Here is a 19,276-nt window from a genome sequence, read left to right on the forward strand (position 1 = left end):
AGATCAAGTTCTAGAGGCATTTTGTTTTTCTGAATCCTTGCGTGATTTTTGGTGCCCACACGCGGGCATACCGTAACCTAACGAGTTGACTCAACGCCGAAGCGCCGAGTTGGGTTGAACACTTTGTCCGAGCATGAGGAGCTCTTCGCGTGACTTTTCGAGGCTCTGCCGCGCCTGGCCGAATTTTTGCGCATTTGTGGTGCGCGCGTCTTCGACGATTTGCTGCATTGCCTTGGTGTCGGCGACGATTTGCTCAATCTGCCGGGCCTGCTCCAGGCGGTTATCGCCAGGGGCATTTGCGGCCGTAGTGACGACGCCCTGCATGAGGGTGCCGCGCACCTTAAGAAGGTTCGCATCGAGTTCCGCTCCCTGTTGAGCAAGCTGCTGAACGCTTTTGGCGATCAACGTCGAGTTCAGGGTAACGAGCGTCATTTTGATGCTGTTAAACCGTTGGGTGGCCGTCGTGGTGGTCTCCTGCAGTGTCTGGATGCCGGCGTTTTGCAACTGCCGAATCACCAGCTGATCCGCAGGAAGGCGGGTCAAGGTTCCTTCGAGAGCGATTGCCCTGCTTTCAAGGGCTTGGAGCTTGTCTTTCAGGTCTCGGATCCGGTCGTTTTCGATCGGGTTGGTGAGATCTGCAGCGCGCTCTTCGTACTCGACGTACATCTTGGCCTGTTCCACAAATAGCTGCATGAATGCAACTGACACGACGAACTCGCGGAAGCTCTGTTGGTATTGAGCCTTCAGGTCCTCGAGGGCCGTGATTTCCCGGTCGAGCTTTTGCTGCTCAGTTTGAAGCTGACGCTCCAGCTGTTTCACAAATTCGACCAGGTTTTGGGACTTGCCACTTGCGATGCCGCGTAGCTTCTCCCACATTTCCGCAATGTACGCTTGACGCGCCTTGCTACTCATGAGGGCCATCTTGACCCTGTCCATACCCGTCGGCTTATCCGAAGCAATCTTTTCGGCGAGTGCCGGCAAGTCTTGCTCATTCACCTTCTCGCCCAACTGTTGGAAGAGCTTGAAGAGCTGAGGATTGTCGAAGATATCGATTTTGGTCAGGAAACTGTCCAGGACGCGGCCGAGGTTCTTCTCCGGATCCGTCTCAAGCATGGCAATTTCCCGTTGGGAGATTGTTGCGAGTGAGACCGTGGAGAGCCTCTGCTGCACCGTGGCCATTTGCTCCGGTTCAAGTTTGACCGGGAAGCTGGCAGGAAGAACGAGGGAAGCCTGCGCACTGTCCGCTCTTTGAGGGACAGGTGACGAGGTCCCGACTGACGTAGGTGGCTGCCCAATTCGTGTGGGCCCGCCTATTCTCGTGGGTTCTGGCATTTTATTTACCTTCGCATTGTCAAAGAGCGTCGCACAGTTGTGCTTCTCTTTCAGGCCTGGAAAACCGAAATTTTCGAGGGCTGAATTAGAGGGACAAATGAGGTCATTACACAATCGTCAGGAACTGTACCATCTAACCTGGAGTTTGTCAAGAGGTAATGGCTCTAGGAGCTTGTAAAGACACCATCACCTCTTAACGTTACGCAGCGGCAAGTACGGCTGCGGGTGCGTACGTACTCATTTTCCGCTCAGAAACCTCCTTGAGGAGCACTCTGTAGCTGGCGCGGTAGCAGTCCATTTTATGGTATTCGTCACCTTTAATACCGGCGTGGAGCTCGGCAAGGCGGCTGTCATCCAGCCCCGCAAGCAGAACTGTAAGCTCTGGTGCAGGAAGTGCCAAAATGTATTTGCATGTCCGGGCGTTCAGCACAAAAGCCGGCCTCTTCATGAGGCTAAGGAGCTGCTTTGGCGATTTCATCCAATAGTGGTTGATGCGGTCTTCAATGGTTGGGTCTGCCAAGGCGTCTACCGGCTTCATCTCTACTGCATACAAAAAGTGCAGGGATTTGACGGCAATGGTACTGAAAAGTGACTCAACTGCCCGTTCATGTGAACCGGTAATCCGAATGTCATCAATCACAATTACATGATGATCGGCAAAGTCCTCCTCTTTAAGGATAAGACCATTGTTGGCCATGAGCTGCTGGCGCTCTTCTAAGGACTTCTTCGCGTAGTCACCTTCGCTCAGGTTTGAGCGGTAGATGAACGCATGCTGGACAGGGTACCCTTGGCGGAGCAAGAGAGTGTAAAGGGCGGCAGCAACGGAATGGGCAGCAGTAGGAACCACCTTATATGCAGAGGAGGTAATAACGGCCTTGCCACTCAGTAAGCGGCGCTTGACCGTAGGGTCTGCCACCAACAAGGTGGCAATTTCCCGAGCAAATTCCAAGGACACCCGGCTGTCGCCATACTTAAAACGGCTGTAGCGGGCAGGATTGAACGGCTTGTTCCCACGGGAACGCAGGTCACCGTTGGTTTTTACACCCAGGGAATAGAGGGTGTTTTTACGGATTACGCTCATGCCGAACCCTTTCCAGAGAGCACAGCAAATGAAGCAGTATACTCTGGGGACTGATGGAGGTTGTCCTCGATACAGGCAGCGACTACTTTTTGACGCAGCACATCGTTCTCAGGCTCAAGGAGTTCCAAGATCTGAGATGTGTTTTTTGCGCTCAGGAGAAACTTGCAAACCCGTTGGTTCACCACATAGGCAGTTTGGGCGTACAGGCCAACCAGGTCGTGCACCGTACTTACGGCCACATGGTTAAGCCGCGCTTCAAGCGCTGGGTCATTTGCAGCATCTTGCTGGTTGATCACAGCCACTACGGCGTAGCGGTAGGAGGCGCATCCAGCCTGGGTCAGCTGGTCAATGGTTGTCTGCGCAGATACGCCAGTCACCCAAAGGTCATCAATAATAATGACGTGCTCACCTGCAATGTGCTCCGTGATCTCGGATACAGTGGCCTGGGTCATAATGCTGGCACGCTCCTCAGCACTCAAGGTGCCGTAGTCGCCAGCAGGAATAATGCTCCGGGTAAGCTTGGAAATGGTCACTGGGCCAACTTCCAGAGCAAAACGGCGGTCGTTAATGTAGAACGATGCCCAGTCAACGAGTAAGGTAGCGCCAATTGGCACATTTCCGGTGGCTGGAGCCATAACCGTAACGGATTCTGCCTTAAGGTGTTCGTCTTGGTTCCAGAGGGCTGCACCAAGGGCAATGCCAAGCTTCTTGGCAGCCTCAACCGAGCCATACTTATACTGGCTATAGAGGGAGGCAAAAGGAGCTTCCGCGGCTTCGCCGGTAATATCGTAGAGACTGGTTACATTTGGCAGGTAAACCTGAGTAGCCTCGGCAACGTCCGGGTTCAATACATCATAAAGATGTACCCGGAGCGCCTTTAGCGTTTCATGAAAACGTGGCATGAGGGCATAGCCATTTCCTAAGGCTGCCTTGTAGAAATCGAGCAAGGCGTCAGGGGCCAGGTTCTGGATAAGCTCCTCGGCCGTACTTGCACCAAGAAGGAACTTGACCACGCGTGAGTTTAGGCGGAAATCAGGCTGGGAGGCCAATGCAAAGACATTAGCAGGCGTTTTGACCGTGGCATGGTTAAGTTCACGCTCAATAGTCGCGGACTGGGGCATTTCATTGAATGCGGCCAGGTACACGTAGGTAACAGAGGCAGCGCCAATTTCTGCAAGAACCGGGTCAATTTTGCGCTCGTGACCACCGGTAATACGCACGTCGTCAATAACAATGACGTGCTTTCCTTTCATAAGTTCAACATCAACAAGGAGGGCGTCGTTTGCAAGAAGCGCCTTGCGGTCGGCATCACTGAGTGCGGAATAGTCTATTTCAAAGACTTCGCCACGGTAAATGCGGCCACGCTTAATAGCGGGCAAACCCTTGGTAATACGGAGCTCATTTAAAGAAAGCATGGTTTCATCAGCCAATGCCTGGGCAGCAACAGGTGCGTACTTGTAGCAAGAGGCAATTAAAACCACTTCCGGTTCAAAAACTACCGGGGCGGATTCAGCCAGGTAAGCAGACATTGCACGGCCAAAGCGCTGCGCAGCAGCACCGGAACCATGTTTGAACTGACTGAACTGGTTGAGGTCGAGTTCCGCTGAGTGAGTTGCCTCACTCAGCGAATAAAGGGAGAAGTAGGCCATATGATTTAGGCGATTTCCTCGGCTAAAGCCTGGATAGAAGGAGTTGTCTCCATTCCATCCACAGCGCCTTCCGTAAGGAGGACGGCTTGAAGGCCAGCCCTAGTGGCACCGCCGTAGTCTGCAAGCGGGTTATCCCCAATATGGAGAATATTCGCAGGATGCACACCACTTTGGTCAACCAAGGCGCGGAAGATGGCTGGGTCAGGTTTGGCTACGCCAACTTCGTTTGAGAAGATAGCAGTTGAGATATGCGGCATAAGCCCCATGGTCTCAAAAGCCAGGCGCATGTTTACGCCATCAAGGAAGCCGGTGTTGCTGACAATCGCCAGCCGGATGCCCTTCTCCTTGATGCGGAGGAGGGAATTAAGTAACTCAGGCTCATTCCAAAGAGGAAGAAGCTCAACGAAGAGGGTCTGGGCCGCTTGCGCGGCGTCCTCAATGGCTTCCTCTGAGACAGAGCAGCCCATGGCTTCAGCTATTTTGCGAAGACGGTCGGCAGGTCCGAATTGGATACCTGTCCGGTCGGTCTCCTCATCACACGCAACGTCGATGTTACGCGCAACGATAGAAAATTCCTGTGCCTGGTCTGGGGCAATACCAAAGGCTTCCATGAACAGAGCCTCGCGACGAGGCTTAAATTCTGGGTTGCTTTTGATCAATGTTTTCCAGACATCGAAACTGGCAAGTTGAATGTTCTGAAAACGTGACTGGCTCATGTAATTGTTTCCTCCTTGAAATAAGATTCTCCTGTATAGCGGATAATCCGCCTTTTGTCAATACGCTAAGGGCTATCAGTATACAAAAATAGGGACCCCATAAGTAGGGTCCCTATTGTTTCCCGCAAACCTTACGCGTTCGTCAGGTAGTTTGGAAGGATGTAACCGCTCACATCTTTGCCCACATACCAGAGCACTTCATCCATAGCGTCCGTTTCAAAGGTTTCTACTGCAACGTCTGCGTAGAGGCCGCTGGATGCATCCCACCAGGTTGCCCAAGTGTCAGGCGTGCTGGTATCGCTGGAACGGACGTACATGTGGTTATCGGTACCACGGACAATCTGCCAGAGCTTGTCGTTGTATACGGCAAAGGTGCTATTACCAGTCATAAGGCCGGCGTATGTCCAAGTAGTCCACGTTGTCCCATCGGTAGTGGAACGGGTGTAGATGCCGTTATCAGTACCCCGTACCGACTGCACAAGGGTGGTGGTGTCGATGGCAATCATAGTTACCTTGCCTGCAATGGTACCAGCAGACTTCTCCCATGTTCCCCATGTCGTCCCATTGGAAGTTGTCCGCATGTAAACACCGTTGTCCGTACCTTTCACTACTTGGTACAACACGCCGTCAAACACCTGGAAGCTAATCTCACCAGAAGTAAGGCCGGAGTACTCCCAAGTAGTCCACGTCTCGCCATCATCTGTAGAACGGGTGTAGATCCCATTATCAGTACCTACAACAGATTGGAAGAGGCGGCCGCTGAAGACATCCATTACTAAATCTCCGCCGATAGTGCCGGTGCTCTTTGCCCATTCGCTTGTTACACCTGAAGTGTCCAGGGTACGGATGTACACTCCGTTGTCTGTGCCACGTACGGCCTGGTATAGCTTGCTTTCAAACACCGCCATGGACACTTCGCCTGCCGATGTCCCGGAGTTATGCCACATGGACCAGCCCGTACCGCCGGCATTAATGCCAATGCTTCGGGTGTAAATGCCGTTGTCTGTGCCATGTACCGAGTGGAACATGCGCCCATTGAAGGTCTCCATCGTTCCCGCACTCAAGGCAATCCCCTGGTCATGATTAGTTGGCAGCGCCCAATCCGTACTTGCGCTCCCGTTTCCAGAACCAGCCTGGACAACCGGTGCCCCTATCACGAGGAGGGAGAGCCCCATTATGAGTGCCGAGATACCCCGGCGAGATGTTTGTGCAACCATACTGCGACAAGTTACTGTTCGTGTTTTCACGTATGCAACCATGGTACACCCCGCCCAGATTCCCACAAAGAAGTGTATGCTAGGCCTACATGGAAAAACTCACCTCATGGGACCCGTTACAACCTGGATACACGTACATCCTCAGCGCTCCGGCGGGAGAAGGTTTTGACGCCCATTTTCTTCCTGAACTCACCCCAGCTGAAATGCTTAGTTTGGGCGTGTTCAGCGGCAATTACTTTGATGGCCACATAGAAGAATATCCCCCTGAATGGTTCAGTGGCTCAAAAATTTCAGAGGTAGCGGACCCCGACTTCAACTTCTTTAAAGTTGATGCTAGCCAGCCTCTCTCGGTCTGGCAGGCTAAGGGCTGGATCTACCCAGAGGACCCGCGTGGCTGGTTCCAATGGTACTGCAGGTACTACTTAGGGCGTCGCATCCCGGAAGAAGACCAGCGGCAAATTAAGCGCTGGAAAGCCATACGGCGCCATATTGGCGCAATAAAGAAAGCGTGTAGGCCGGGTGATTTGCGTTGTCGGCCACGGCAGCGCCAGGCACTGCTTCACTGGGCGTATGACGGGAGAAAAATCTAGCCTTAACCTGGACTGAGGAGTGTTTTTGAGGTATAACAACTGAGGACTTTGTCCGGGAGTTGATACTTGAAGCACCGCACATCTTGGGCGTTTACGCTCATCGAACTACTCGTTGTCATCGCGATTATTGCCATCCTGGCCGCCATCCTGTTCCCCGTTTTTGCCCAGGCAAAAGCAGCAGCCAAGAAGACAAGCTGCCTTTCCAACGCACGGCAAGTAGGAATTGGTTTCATGCTCTATGCGCAAGACGCCGACGACTACTTCCCCTTGAAGAACTTCCCCACAGACAGCAGTAGCTGGACGGGAACAACCCAGCCGTACATCAAGAGCAAGAGCATCTTAATGTGCCCGTCGGACGACAGTGCAAACTGGAAAACGCCCTTGGCCAGCCCCGGGTTTGGCAAGGACGGCCTGCGCCGCTCTTCCTACTTCAGCAATGCCTGGCTTTCCGGTGACGGCCCGTATCCCTCCTACACTTCGGTAGGGAGCCCAGCAAGCGTGATTTACCTGGCCGAAAGCGCCAAGGATATCACCCGTGACCACTTTGCCCCGTTCAACTGGATACAGGAGACGCCTCCCAACCCCATGTTCAACGGGTTCATGAACGGCATGACCTGGGACTCTGCCAAGAAAGAGACGACGGAACTAGCCATTAGGCGGCACACCGAAGGCGCCAACTACGCCAATGTAGACGGGCATGCCCAGTACGCTACCTGGGGCCGGGTGTGGTACCAGAAACCAAATGAAGGAGTGTGGGATGGGGCGTTCGATCCCCGCCAGCCCTAGACTTACAAGGCCTCAGCACACGCTGAGGCCTTTTCATGCATCACAAGAATGTCACAGTTCCAGCCAGCGCCGGAGTATATCCTTAAGGATCCCTTCTTTGGCGCGAATATCGCCTATATCTGCAAAGGAAATGAGCGCGCGGATGTTGGAGCTCCATTCCAGCAAGCCCGAATTATCAGGTAGGACAGGGTCCGCATTTTTATCCTCCTTAAGGGTGGCGCCAAAGTGGAGGATGAGCCGGATAGGACCCGTGCTACGCACATTAAACGTAATACGGTCCTCACCCTTGAATACATAACTCGGTGAATTCCATTTAATGTGCTCCACAAGGCCAGGATGGACACTGAGAATAATCTCCCTGAGCGCATCAACTTCTTCCCGACTCCCCTCTTTAAGGTCAGCTAGGAAATCTGGAACCGTAGGGTATTTTTTCACTAGTCCCGGTGCCACTTGTACCGGAAGTTGAAAATGACAAGCGCAAAAATGAGTGTATCAATGACCACGAGGCGATTGGCAGAAGCATCATCAAAGAACCCACCGTTCTGTAGGAGAAGGATGTACGGGATCAGGAACGGAAGGAGAAGAGGAAGAACTTTAAGGAAGCTGGTGAGCTGGTACTTCTTCTTAAAGCGGCCGTACTGCTCGTCCCAGCTGGCACGGTCATCATCTTTGTCCGTCAACCGTTGGCGGATGTTATTGCTGTGGTGCGCCAACTGCTCCAAGGTCATTTGGTTGGCTTGGTAGTTAAAGCAGAGAACCGCAAAGACTACTGGCAGCGTGAGAAGGAAATAGACAGTTACAATGCTGTCCATTCCGCCGAGGAATGTGAAATAGAGCACTGCCGCAATAAACTGCATGAATGCCGCATTGGTAAGCATGCCGTGAAGCATTTTGGCCCGGTCAGCCACCTCTCCCCTCACTGCTTTGTATTCCTGGATAAGGATATCCCGCTGCATATGGGTACGCTAAAGGTAATGTGGCTTAAGTATTGCAGGAGCGGCTTTTACCCGCAATGTTACGCCACACATGGACTGGTTCTGTTTATTTGCTCCTAGAGTCAATATCTGTTAGTTTTGGGCTAGGAAATGTTCTTTTCCAACCTGGAGGTTCGGTATGCCAATATACGCCTTGGAAGGCGGCCCCTGCGCCGGCAAAACAACGATCACTAACGCTATTATCGAAGAGTGGCCCGACGTCATTGTCGTGCCGGAAGCAGCCACCATTATCCTGGAAAACGGCTATCCCAAAGTTGGCCGCGACATGGAGTTCACCCCTGAATGGTTGCACTTCCTGCAAAAGATTGTCGTTCCCATGCAAACCAACATGGAAGATGTCTGGAGGCTAAAGCTTGATGGAGGTTCAGCCAGACTGCTTCTCTGCGACCGCGGCGTCCTCTCGGGTGCTGCATATGTGCCAGGAGGCGTAGCCCAATATGAAGAGCTGACAGGCCTCGTACCTGCAGAGGCTCATAAGCGCTATGACGGCGTTATCCACCTTGAATCGGTGGCCACCGCCAACCCAGCCCTTTGGGACTCTCTCAAAGCGAGCAACCCCGCCCGCTACGAAACGCTGGACCAAGCAATTGAGCGCGAGATGGCGTTGCGCGAAGTCTATAAGGGACACCCCAATTGGATCTTCATCAGCGGCAAGGACGGCATTGAGTCCGTTAAGAGCCAGGTCCACAACCTACTTAGCCAGATCCTCGACGTTAAAGTTGAGCGGAAATGGCGGCTTAAGGACCTCTCAGCACTCCCAAATCTGGAAACTGGCCGCAACGTAAGAGTTGAACAAGGCTACATAACGGATATGGAAGGGGCGGAACTGCGCATCAGGCGCATGGGGTTCCGATGCCTCATGGCGGTAAAGGGCGTGCCTGGCATGACCCGCAGCCGCTGGGAGCGCACCATGCCAGAAACCGTATTCAACACGCTCTGGCCGGAAACGGAAGGGCGAAGGATACTGAAGCAGCGTCACTTTGTTCCCAGCGGGAAGTACGTGGCCGAGGTGGATGTCTTTGACCCTGCACTGTTTGGCGACCTTGTTGTTGCCGAATTCCAGTTCAAGGACGAGATGGAAGCTGGGCGCTTTGAGCTCCCCCAATGGATGGTTGACGCGGGTGCTGAGGAAGTGACGTGCAACCCGGAATTCAGCAACCGGGCCCTGGCCCGTTAAACGGAAAACATATGGCAAAGGAAATCGAGCGAAAATTCATCCTTCCGGCATTGCCGGCAATTACCTTCGAGAACGGCGTCTCCATGATTCAAGGCTACGTCCCTATCCCAAATGGCCAGCTGGCCATGCGGGTCCGTGACGAAGGTGGCAAGAAGGTCCTGACCTTTAAAAGTTCCGGTACGTCAGTCCGGTACGAAGCCAACATCAACATGGACGAGCACCCGGAAATCTTCGACCTGCTCGTCGAAAGCACCAACGGCGCGGTGCGCAAGTTCCGCTATGCCATCCCCGATGGCGACGGTCACTGCGAACTGGACGTCTACTCGGGCGACCATCCCACACTCGAGGGTAAGATTTCCGTCGAGCGGGAGTTCCCGTCAGAGGAAGCGTCTGCGGCGTGGACACCACCCCAATGGATGGTGGATGCAGGCGCCATAGAGGTAACGGGCGACGAACACTACCTGAACAGCAACCTGCTCACGAATGGATGGCCTGCCAACTAACCTCGGCACAGCTCAACTTCAAAACCGGCCCCATGGCCGGTTTTTTCTTAATAATAAAACCCCCGAGCGGTTGCTCGGGGGCCTTTGGGATCCTTAAGGGATGCTGTTGAACGCCTCTTGGATGAAGCGGCCATACTCCTGCCTCGCCTTATGTGCTGTCTCGGTGACCCTGGACCAGAAGGGCTGAAGGCTTCTCCAGATCTCTTCCAGTTCATCTTCGCAGTTGGAAAGCTGCGAAAGTGTTGACCAGCTCATGAAGTCGAACGGGAGGTCGAGGACCAGATCCAGGATAAGGTCCGGGAAGTCGTCAATCCCCTCGCTCATACCACGCAGGCCGGTTTCGGTCTGGTCGTATTTCTTGAGCGCGAGGTCAAACTCCCGCAGCGCTTCCTCGGCCTCGCTAATCGAGTACTGGGCTTCGCTGTTAGCGGAGCTCGACAGGATCGAAGCGACGTTGTTAGTCGACACGAGGTCGTAGGTTTCCATGGACTGCGCGCTACTGATGTCGTTCATAGCCTCTTCGAGCGCCTCACGGCACCGAATGGCCGCCTCCTCAAGGAGGCCTGTAGCAACCATGTGGTCTCGCGCCACCCTAAACCCAGGATTGGATTGGTGGAGCTCAGTGACAATGTCAATGTCGATCTCGTTCCGGAGACCGGCGATCTTCTCGCGCAGCGTCTCTGCGCTTTCCTGCAGGCCATCCGTTGTCCGGATAAGGTCGCGGCGACGAAGGACGAGGTCCCTGTCACCCCAGAACCAACCCCAGAGGTAGCGCTCGCGGAATCCCATCTGTTCCCAGAGGGTTTCTGCGAACTCCGCGTTCTCTTTGATCGTCTGGTCCAACGCATCTGCCTTTTTCAAAAGCTCGAGAAGGTCTGCTTTCCTGTTTTTAAGTTCGACTGAAATTCCTAACACTCATCCTCCAGTACTATCGTGAGTGGCTGATTTATATCATATTTTCCCTCAATTGTCAATGAGATTGACCTGATAAAGACCATTTTTGACCTGCTTTCGCTTCTTTTCTGTACAATGACGATTAAGAGAACACGACATGCTGCAAGAAAGACCTACATACCCTGAACCGGCGCCCCCTCAAAACGAGAGGCCTCTTTTCGAGGAAACAAACACCCCTTCTTTTGAGCGGGAAACTGAACCGCTTTCTGACAGGGTCAAGGTTGCCCGCCTAAACCGCACTATCGTAACGGTTAAGGTTGGCAATACTGGGTTGGGAGTTCTTGCAAGAAAAAATGAAGATGGATCACAAAAATGGACTTCGGATTTTATTCCCGAAGGAGACTGGGGCAACCGGGAAGACAGGGAGTTCAGGAATGTTCTCATCTTCTCCTACGCTTTCAACACTTTCCTTAATTGGGTTGAGAATTTTGACGATTGGGAAGACTGGGACCTCCAACGCCCCGACACACTCCTTGGCAATGCCACCAATCAAAAAATGCACGATTTCTTAGTGCGCATTTTCGGAAGCAATGTCTCACCCACTGAGGATGAACACGGCAGGGGCACGGTTTCCATTATTGACCTGGAAACGCTCCTCGCCGATGACGAAGCGAGAGGCAGGCTTAATGCCCTTGCTGAACGATGCAAGAGTAAAGACCTACAGGTTGAAAAGTAGGTTCTGTAACTAGAGCCTACCGCGACCGAGCATACCTCTCCACGGGGGCAAACTGGTCAGTAAGAATTGGCAACTCTCCGTCCCAGCCCTTGTTCCAACGTAGCGAAAGGTACTTTCTCTGTAGTTCGTCAGCGCCCGCAGCATCATCTTGAAGCGGGCTTTTGCTGGCCACAAAAATGACATTTTGCAGTGACGCCGAATCAATCCCCTCATACACCTGGAAAAGGGCCCCTTCCGGCAAGGACACCTGCGCCGTTTGGACAATGGACTGAGTGATGTGCGAAGTATCCCCTGTAAGGCCGCCAATGACGTTCATAATCATCACCCCATCCTCAGTAAGCGCAGCGGCAATCCGCGCAAATGCTTCTTGGGTCACAAGTTGAAAAGGGATCTGTACGGACCGGAACGCATCGCCAAAAATAAGGTCGTACTTTTTCTCATTCTTATTGAGAAAGGTGCGGCCATCCTCATGAATAATCGTGAGCCGCGGGTCTGGCACCAGGTTAAAATGCTCTTGCGCAAGCTTAGTTACACCGGGGTCAATTTCCACTACATCTACTTGTGCATTTGGAAAACGCTTAAGGAGCTCCTTCGGGTAGGTATACGCCGCGCCCCCAATGACTAAAATGTTCTGCGGGTCAGGAAAAAAATAGCTGTCCAGTTGGTAAGCTTTAATGTAATCAAAAACCAAACCTCCGCCATTGTCCGTGTACTCCGCAGAACTGTACTCATTGCCAATTCGCATCACCCGTATTTCTCGTCCATCCCAATTCATTTCCGGATATACCCAAACCCGGCTATAGGCTGTGTCGGTATCAACAAACCCATTGGACACATTCCGTGCGTGCACTGCCTGCATGTACCTGCCCTGGGTCACAATCACCAACAGGCCCAGAATTACAGCAACTCCAGCCTTTTTATGAGGGTAAACCAAGGCGGCAATACAGAGGGACAGCGAGGCAAGGCCAAGCAAAATATTGTGCGTGCCAAAGTACTGGATGAGCACTAGGCCAGTAAGCAACGTGCCAACAATACTTCCGACGGTAGAAAGTGCGGAGAACGTCCCCATCGTAGAGCCGGAATCTTTCACGGTATTCAACGCGAGGCGGGTAATGTAAGGGCTTGTCGCGCCAAGGGTAAGGCTGGGGATGCCAAAGAAGAGCGTGGCGGCAAAAAGGCTTTGCCAGGAAAGTGACAGGCCAGATTCCTGGAGTATCGGGAGCATTTTTCCTGCCGAATACGGAATGAGGGCGATGGCCAAGCCAGCAACGCAATAGAGCCCGGCCAGCTGGCGCACTGATGAGAACCGGTCAGCCAGTTTTCCTCCCGCGTAGTATCCGACACTGAGAAAAGCCAGCACGATCCCAATAAGCGCTGACCAAACTGTAATGGTGGTGCCAAGGTAGGGGGCCAGCACGCGCGCGCCCACCAGCTCCACAGCCATGACGGTGAAGCCGCCCAGGAAGGAAGCGAGGCGGAGTTGAAAAGCGTATGCCGTGGTCATTATGGAGGGTTAACGCCCTTGGAGAATGGGTAAGGCAACAGGTGTCTTAACATGACTGTCATCGTTCACCCACGCCTCCGTAAGGCAGGCCATGTACAAGCGGTCTGGGGAATCACCGAGAAAGTCGGTCATAGCAGGAGCTGGCTTTCCTTTTTGCAGGTACCGGATAGCGATGCACTTTTCTATTTCCACCAGGTCTGTCACCTCATGTGCCAAGGCTTTGGCGTAGAAGCCAAAATCACCCACACCCTCTTCTTCGCTGAATACACACACCGCAACCTGAGGGTGGAGAAGAATATGCTGCGAGTGCTCTGTATCCTTGCGGGATTTCCAAATAATGTTCAGCTCGTCATCAAAACTCAGGTTTAAACATACTGTCCAGGGGTTGCCCGACCCATCAACGGTCGACAAGGCAAACTGCTTGTGTCGAGGCAGGTTGGTGCGGATAAAATTGATAACCGATTCCGGATTGTTCCCCTGAAAAGCAGCCATGACTTACTGAGTATAGCGGAATGAGGAATCCACCTAGAACAAAATTTTCCCGGCATGACCAAAACGATACGTTTTATTTGCACTTACCAGATTGACAATCATCCATTTTTATGCTAAAGTGCCAGCGCTCATTAACAAATCGAAAAGAGAGCTAAGGGAGGTCCAGTGGACCAACAACGTCACACCGGCTTTGTGATTGGCTACACCACACACTCCGGCAAACCCCCAGTTTGGAAAGTCCGTGTAAAGGATGAAACAAGTCCCCAGAACGGCGCCAAGCTAACCGTAGCCTCCATTCGCGATAACATCGCACTGTCAAAAGGTTTAAACGTTAACTTCCTCATTGGATCAGTAGATGACACCTCTGGACAACCCGACCTACGGGCTGTCGATGTTCAACTACAACCAGTGGGCTAAGAATGTGAAAACCAGGTCAAAGGTCAAAAAGAAATGCAAAGTGAAGCAGAGATAAAATCTTTCGTACTCGAAACGGAACAGTATGTCCAAGGCATGGAAGGGCGCATCCGAACACTGGATCGCAACCTTGCCGAGACGCGAGGACAGCTGGAAATAACTCGCATTCGCGGGTCTCTCCCTCGGGAACTTGTACCACTCCGCGACGCCCTCATGGGTGCGCGGTCGACCATTGCAGAACAGGAAGAGCTGCTGGCAAGACTCACCAAGCCAGCCCTCCTGTATGCCACTGTCCTTAAGGTTAACCGCAAAGCGGGGAGCGTTGAGGCAAAGGACTTCCCCCTAGGAAGCAAGGTGGTTTACCTGGACGACAGGGAAAACCCAACTACCACTACGATGGAGGTGATGTCGGCTGTAAACGAAGACGGCTATGTAACTGTTTTTGATCACGGATCGAAGCGGAAACACTCCCTCTACGTCTTACCTCCCGCCTTTAAACCGGTCATCCTGATTGACGACCAAAGGAACCCGCTCCCTCAAGATACCGTGCCGCGCCCTGGTATGAAGGTCAAACTCCATACCCCGCACTGCTTTGGTACGCGGGAAAGTGAGGTTCCTTACAACTACTACGAAAAGAACCTGAGTGTTCGCTTCGGGGTCATTAGTGAGGTTGCCTTTAACTACCTCCTGGTTAAAACCTGCGTAAGCACCCCATTCGCGTTTGTGTACCACCGCCGTCCCCTTCAGGCGGCTCCTGAGAGCCGGCTTATCACCACTGCAGTCATTGCTTTGGAAGGCAAGACGGTCGAGGTCCTGGTACCTGCCCTCTACCACATTAAAGAGGGCGACACCGTCAAGGTAGCGGCTGAAACTATGCAGATAGTCGCACTGGCCGATTACCAACCGGCCGGCGAACTTGCTTCTGTGCGCGAGGTGGTGGATCACTCCACCATCGAAGTGGAGATGGGCGGCTCTGTCCGTATCGTCTCTTCGGGCGCTCTAAGCACTTCACTCGAAAAGGGCGACCGCATTATCGTCGACCCAAGCGGGTCGGTGGTGATTCGCAAGTTGCCCGATGGAAAGGAAAGGTTCCATGCGCCCGTGCAAACGGTTGCTTGGGACGACATCGGCGGTCTCTTCGCTGCCAAAAAGCACATGAAAGAGATCATCGAGCTTCCTTACCAGAACCCGGCTATCTACAGCTTTTACAAGAAGAAGCCCGTCAAGGGCGTCCTCCTGTACGGCCCTCCGGGCTGCGGCAAGACCATGTTGGCCAAGGCAACCGTTAACGCGATCGCCAGCCTCCATGGAGCTGACTCTGCAGACTCTGGTTTCATCTACGTAAAAGGTCCGGAAATCCTGGACAAGTACGTCGGTGTGGCTGAAGCGACCATTCGTCAGATCTTCCAACGTGCACGCAAGCACAAGGAGCAGCATGGCTACCCCGCCGTCATCTTCATCGATGAAGGTGATGCCATTCTGGGTAGGCGCGGCAGTGGGATCAGTTCAGACATCGAGCGCACAATTGTGCCCGCTTTCTTGGCTGAGATGGACGGTCTCGACGAGACCAGTGCCATCGTTCTCATTGCCACAAACCGGCCCGATACGCTTGATCCCGCCGTTGTGCGAGACGGGCGAATTGACCGGAAGGTGCGCATTACGCGCCCTGACGAGATGAGCGCCGTGGAGATCTTCAATATCCACCTTCGTGGGATACCACTCGCAGCGGGACACAACCACTGCGAGCTCGCGGAGCTTGGAAGTAAGGAGCTGTTCTCAACGAACCGCATTCTCTACCGCATCAACCTCACGGACGAGTGCCTGCCGTTTACCTTGGGCAACCTCTGTAACGGCGGCATGATTGCCGGAATCGTCGACCAGGCCACCTCAAAGGCCATGCATCGCGACATAGAAAGAGGTACACAAGGAGGGCTGGTTAGGCAGGATGTCATCGACGCAATCAATGATGTATTCTTGCAAAACCTGGACCTCGACCACAGCGAACCCCTGGAAGAGATTCTGGAGGACGTGAAAGGCCGCCTGCAAGGCATCCAGCGCGTACGCGTCGGTGCCGCTTAGGAGGAAACCGAATGATCTTCGACAAGCTACGCAAAAAACCCACTGCCCCCGGAAATGGGGGAGGCGGCCTGGACCTCGGCAACCTGCCAGAGGAACAGGAAAACGTTGACACTGCGGGAAGCCTGAGCGAGATTGATGCGGCCTTGGCGTATGCTAAGACCCTCAACCAGACTCAGCTCCCCAAAGTGTACGATCCAAACTGTGGATGCCTGGGGGAAAATGATTATGGCGGCTTTTAGCGCCATTCTCTACCTCGCCCTGGCCGTCTCGGCACTTGCCGTAACGGTATCCAAAGGCAAGGTCTTTATCCCCTTCCGGGAAAAGGTGGCTAAGTGGAGTAGTTGGTGGGGCGAGCTAATCACTTGTCCGTACTGCCTAAGCCACTGGCTTGCACTGGTCCTCGTGCTGATCTATCAGCCGCGACCGGTTCAGTCCAACATCTACCTTCTCGACTTACTCGTTTCGACCATGGTGGTCGTAGCGATTTCCGCTTTTTCGGCGGGACTGATTCTCCGAGCATTCGGACCAGCCCCCTCGAGTTAAGCACCTTGCCCGTCGCACATCGCGACGGGCTTTTTTAATATCTAAGATTTAGAAGCCAACCCCTGGTACGCAATATCGCGCCGATAATACATGCCATCAAAATGAATCTTTCCCACCGCTTGATACGCCTTATCCACCGCTTCCTGCAGCGTACCCGCAACGGCACTCACGCCTAGGACACGCCCGCCACTGGTAACCAAAGCACCACCAGAGACTGCGGTACCTGCATGGAATACCACAACCCCTGGGATCTTTTCCGCCCCTTCAAGGCCGGATATGACCTTTCCTTTCTCATAAACACCCGGGTACCCTGCACTTGTCAGGACGACACAAACCGCATGCTGCTCACTCCATATGGGTGTCACATCCGCCAAGGCACCCTTTGCCGCACCCTCCAACATCTCATACAGGTCACTCTCCAAAAGGCGCATGTACGATTGCGTTTCAGGGTCACCAAAACGGGCATTAAACTCCAACAGCTTTGGCCCGCTGGCTATCATCATCAGGCCTGGAAAAAGACAGCCTTGAAAGCAGCCAATTTCTTCCCTCAGGGCCCGCATGGTTGGCTCAATCACTTCCTTTGAAATGAGGTGGGACTCACCTTTCGAAACCCAACTCAACGGCGCATAACTACCCATGCCGCCCGTATTTGGACCCGTGTTTCCGTCGCCAATTCTCTTGTGGTCTTGTGCAAAGGGAAAAACAATATGATGGTCCCCGTCGCTCACGATATGTGCGGATATCTCAGGCCCATCCAAGTACTCCTCAATCACAACCTGGGCTCCCGCCTCGCCGAGCGTTTTTTGGACAAGCAGATCCTTCAAGGCATTTTGTGCCTCGGTTTTGGTGTGGCAGATGAACACACCTTTCCCGAGCGCCAACCCGCTTGCCTTAATGACAATTGGCACTGCTTTCTGGTGGATATATTCCAAGGCCTGTTCGTAATCCGTAAAAGTTTGGAACTCAGCAGTAGGAAGTTTGTATTTCTCCATAAACTGCTTACTGAACGCTTTGGACCACTCTACTTGTGCTGCCCGCTGCGAGGGACCAAAGACAAGCAACTTTTCCTTTTGAAAAATGTCCACGATGCCCGCCGCAAGCGGGTCATCGGGACCAACCACCGTTAGGTCAACTTTTTCCTTGCGGGCAAATGCTACCAGGGCAGGAATATTGCTCGTGGCGATATCAACATTTTCACCCCACTGGCTAGTTCCAGGGTTGCCGGGAGCGATAAAGATTTTACCCACTCGCGGGGACTGTGCCAGCTTCCACACCAACGTATGCTCCCTGCCACCCCCACCTACGACGAGCACTTTCTTCTTCATATGTTTAAGAAAGTAGGTCAAACCAAAGGATCTTCACAATCGTCTTTGGACCCACTCGTGGGCCATAGTAGGCGCGGTACGTGGCGTACATCTCCTTGTCATTTGCAAACCGCTCATGGCCTTCCCAATCTTCTTCCTCTAACTTTCCTAGCGGCTTTTCTACTTGGCGGGTGATTGTCGCCTTCGCAAAAGGAACATCACTGCCATTTTCGTACAGTTCAATGAGATCGCCAGCCTGCAAATTTTTGTCATCAAAAAGACGCCAAGTACAGACTTTCGTACCCTGGCGGACTTGCTCTGCAAGGTGTGGCTGGAACTTTAGGGTTTTGTACACAATGCTACCTAACTGGGTATGATTTCTACTGTCACTTTAGCAGAAGAAAAAGAGTCAACCCATTAAAAGGGGCGTGACAAATACGCAGTTATCTGCTATGGTAGCCAACATGTGCAGTTTGAAAGACAGACGGATCGTATTGGGTTCATCTTCAAAGTTCCGCCAGCGGGTCTTGACCGAGATGGGCTACACATTCGAAATAGTTCCACCGGACATCGACGAGAAGGCAATTAGGTTTGCCGATCCGACAGAGCTCACCATGGCGATTGCGCAAGCAAAAGCCCTGGCGCTCCGTGAAAAAGTCACCGGGGACGCAATTGTCATTGCGGCAGACCAAGTCCTCTGCAACAAGGGTGTGATCCGGGAAAAGCCCGTTTCACCTGACGAAGCACGGGAGTTCCTCCGCAATTCCAGCTCCGCCCCTACGGAATGCGTCACCAGCCTCGTGGTGGTGAACGTAGCCACGGGCAAACAGGCAAGCGGGACAGATATCACCCGCGTCTACATGCGGGACTTTCCGCCGGAGGTCATAGACCACCTTATCGTGCACAGCGAGATCATGGACTGCGCGGGTGCGGTACAAGTCGAAAACCCCGTCTTTGCCCAATATGTCGAGCGCATTGAGGGAACAATCGACAGCACCATGGGCTTGCCCAAGGAGCTGACTTTGCGGTTGATGGAAGAGGTGAGCTGATCAAACCTCAAGTGCCAATGAATATATTCGTTGGCACTTTTTTATTCCCAAACGGCTGGGAAGCCGATTAAATAAAGCCCCTTAGCACTTCTGGCCATATCCTCCAGAGTGGCGTAGGGTATAACTACAAATAGTAACTCCTGCCATCCCATGAAAAGTAGTGCTTTTACCCGCATATTGTTTGTGCCCGCAACCATTCTCGTACTCCTCTTTTT

Annotated in this window: 22 protein-coding genes; 10 read left to right on the forward strand and 12 right to left on the reverse strand. The window is 53.1% G+C overall.

Annotation, left to right across the window (positions count from 1 at the left end):
• Nucleotides 1-90 precede the first annotated feature (90 nt).
• From VLA04_06215 to VLA04_06235, 5 genes are all read right to left on the reverse strand, one after another.
• The gene (locus VLA04_06215) at nt 91-1,332 is read right to left on the reverse strand and encodes a hypothetical protein (protein HSI21247.1); all 1,242 of its coding nucleotides are present in this window, start codon (nt 1,330-1,332) and stop codon (nt 91-93) included.
• Nucleotides 1,333-1,531: 199 nt separating this feature from the next.
• Nucleotides 1,532-2,413 carry a phosphoribosyltransferase family protein gene (locus VLA04_06220; protein HSI21248.1) on the reverse strand — a complete coding sequence of 294 codons (882 nt, stop codon included), beginning with the start codon at nt 2,411-2,413 and terminating at the stop codon, nt 1,532-1,534.
• Complete coding sequence (locus VLA04_06225) at nt 2,410-4,062, reverse strand: phosphoribosyltransferase family protein (GenBank protein HSI21249.1); 1,653 nt, start codon at nt 4,060-4,062, stop codon at nt 2,410-2,412. Before VLA04_06225 ends, VLA04_06220 begins: the two co-directional genes overlap by 4 nt.
• Before the next feature lie 5 nt (nt 4,063-4,067).
• Entirely contained in the window at nt 4,068-4,778 is a 711-nt protein-coding gene (locus tag VLA04_06230; protein HSI21250.1) for an HAD family hydrolase, read from the reverse strand.
• A gap of 131 nt (nt 4,779-4,909) precedes the next feature.
• The gene (locus VLA04_06235; protein HSI21251.1) at nt 4,910-5,995 is read right to left on the reverse strand and encodes a hypothetical protein; all 1,086 of its coding nucleotides are present in this window, start codon (nt 5,993-5,995) and stop codon (nt 4,910-4,912) included.
• An 89-nt stretch (nt 5,996-6,084) separates the two neighbouring features.
• Here VLA04_06235 and VLA04_06240 point away from each other — a divergent pair, with 89 nt between their 5' ends.
• Both VLA04_06240 and VLA04_06245 read left to right on the forward strand, forming a co-directional pair.
• On the forward strand, nt 6,085-6,585 hold the full coding sequence (locus tag VLA04_06240; GenBank protein HSI21252.1) for a hypothetical protein: 501 nt from the start codon (nt 6,085-6,087) through the stop codon (nt 6,583-6,585).
• Between the two features lie 66 nt (nt 6,586-6,651).
• Complete coding sequence (locus tag VLA04_06245) at nt 6,652-7,371, forward strand: prepilin-type N-terminal cleavage/methylation domain-containing protein (protein ID HSI21253.1); 720 nt, start codon at nt 6,652-6,654, stop codon at nt 7,369-7,371.
• Between the two features lie 51 nt (nt 7,372-7,422).
• Here the strand turns inward: VLA04_06245 and VLA04_06250 are convergent, their stop codons facing one another.
• Together VLA04_06250 and VLA04_06255 are read right to left on the reverse strand one after the other, a co-directional pair.
• Nucleotides 7,423-7,806, reverse strand: a complete 384-nt coding sequence (locus VLA04_06250; protein ID HSI21254.1) for a DUF1801 domain-containing protein — start codon at nt 7,804-7,806, stop codon at nt 7,423-7,425.
• Complete coding sequence (locus VLA04_06255) at nt 7,806-8,327, reverse strand: hypothetical protein (GenBank protein HSI21255.1); 522 nt, start codon at nt 8,325-8,327, stop codon at nt 7,806-7,808. Before VLA04_06255 ends, VLA04_06250 begins: the two co-directional genes overlap by 1 nt.
• A gap of 157 nt (nt 8,328-8,484) precedes the next feature.
• Between VLA04_06255 and VLA04_06260 the strand changes: the two genes are divergently transcribed.
• A complete protein-coding gene (locus tag VLA04_06260) occupies nt 8,485-9,543 on the forward strand; it encodes an AAA family ATPase (protein ID HSI21256.1) in 1,059 nt (352 codons plus the stop codon).
• 11 nt (nt 9,544-9,554) lie between these two features.
• Nucleotides 9,555-10,046 carry a CYTH domain-containing protein gene (locus tag VLA04_06265; GenBank protein HSI21257.1) on the forward strand — a complete coding sequence of 164 codons (492 nt, stop codon included), beginning with the start codon at nt 9,555-9,557 and terminating at the stop codon, nt 10,044-10,046.
• 93 nt (nt 10,047-10,139) lie between these two features.
• Here VLA04_06265 and VLA04_06270 read toward each other — a convergent pair whose 3' ends face one another.
• A complete protein-coding gene (locus tag VLA04_06270) occupies nt 10,140-10,961 on the reverse strand; it encodes a hypothetical protein (GenBank protein ID HSI21258.1) in 822 nt (273 codons plus the stop codon).
• 136 nt (nt 10,962-11,097) lie between these two features.
• Here VLA04_06270 and VLA04_06275 point away from each other — a divergent pair, with 136 nt between their 5' ends.
• The gene (locus VLA04_06275) at nt 11,098-11,676 is read left to right on the forward strand and encodes a hypothetical protein (GenBank protein HSI21259.1); all 579 of its coding nucleotides are present in this window, start codon (nt 11,098-11,100) and stop codon (nt 11,674-11,676) included.
• Between the two features lie 16 nt (nt 11,677-11,692).
• On the opposite strand, the gene VLA04_06280 is transcribed toward VLA04_06275, so the two are convergent.
• Nucleotides 11,693-13,180, reverse strand: a complete 1,488-nt coding sequence (locus tag VLA04_06280) for a fused MFS/spermidine synthase (GenBank protein ID HSI21260.1) — start codon at nt 13,178-13,180, stop codon at nt 11,693-11,695.
• Between the two features lie 9 nt (nt 13,181-13,189).
• Nucleotides 13,190-13,672 carry a pyridoxamine 5'-phosphate oxidase family protein gene (locus VLA04_06285; protein HSI21261.1) on the reverse strand — a complete coding sequence of 161 codons (483 nt, stop codon included), beginning with the start codon at nt 13,670-13,672 and terminating at the stop codon, nt 13,190-13,192.
• Nucleotides 13,673-13,837: 165 nt separating this feature from the next.
• Here VLA04_06285 and VLA04_06290 point away from each other — a divergent pair, with 165 nt between their 5' ends.
• Genes VLA04_06290 through VLA04_06305 form a run of 4 tightly spaced genes read left to right on the forward strand, consistent with a single transcriptional unit; the run spans nt 13,838 to nt 16,708 of the window.
• Nucleotides 13,838-14,089, forward strand: a complete 252-nt coding sequence (locus VLA04_06290; GenBank protein ID HSI21262.1) for a hypothetical protein — start codon at nt 13,838-13,840, stop codon at nt 14,087-14,089.
• Between the two features lie 33 nt (nt 14,090-14,122).
• Nucleotides 14,123-16,165, forward strand: coding sequence for an AAA family ATPase (locus VLA04_06295; protein ID HSI21263.1), 2,043 nt, complete (start codon nt 14,123-14,125; stop codon nt 16,163-16,165).
• Nucleotides 16,166-16,176: 11 nt separating this feature from the next.
• Nucleotides 16,177-16,404: a hypothetical protein gene (locus VLA04_06300; protein HSI21264.1), complete on the forward strand. Its 228-nt coding sequence runs from the start codon at nt 16,177-16,179 to the stop codon at nt 16,402-16,404.
• On the forward strand, nt 16,391-16,708 hold the full coding sequence (locus VLA04_06305) for a DUF1360 domain-containing protein (protein ID HSI21265.1): 318 nt from the start codon (nt 16,391-16,393) through the stop codon (nt 16,706-16,708). Before VLA04_06300 ends, VLA04_06305 begins: the two co-directional genes overlap by 14 nt.
• Before the next feature lie 41 nt (nt 16,709-16,749).
• Here VLA04_06305 and purD read toward each other — a convergent pair whose 3' ends face one another.
• Nucleotides 16,750-18,033, reverse strand: coding sequence for a phosphoribosylamine--glycine ligase (gene purD / locus VLA04_06310; protein ID HSI21266.1), 1,284 nt, complete (start codon nt 18,031-18,033; stop codon nt 16,750-16,752).
• A 4-nt stretch (nt 18,034-18,037) separates the two neighbouring features.
• Nucleotides 18,038-18,367: an ASCH domain-containing protein gene (locus VLA04_06315; GenBank protein HSI21267.1), complete on the reverse strand. Its 330-nt coding sequence runs from the start codon at nt 18,365-18,367 to the stop codon at nt 18,038-18,040.
• A 118-nt stretch (nt 18,368-18,485) separates the two neighbouring features.
• Here VLA04_06315 and VLA04_06320 point away from each other — a divergent pair, with 118 nt between their 5' ends.
• Complete coding sequence (locus tag VLA04_06320) at nt 18,486-19,061, forward strand: Maf family protein (GenBank protein HSI21268.1); 576 nt, start codon at nt 18,486-18,488, stop codon at nt 19,059-19,061.
• Nucleotides 19,062-19,276: the final 215 nt, after the last annotated feature.

It is taken from the genome of Verrucomicrobiia bacterium, from assembly GCA_035460805.1.
Classification (GTDB): Bacteria; Patescibacteriota; UBA1384; order CAILIB01; family CAILIB01; genus DATHWI01.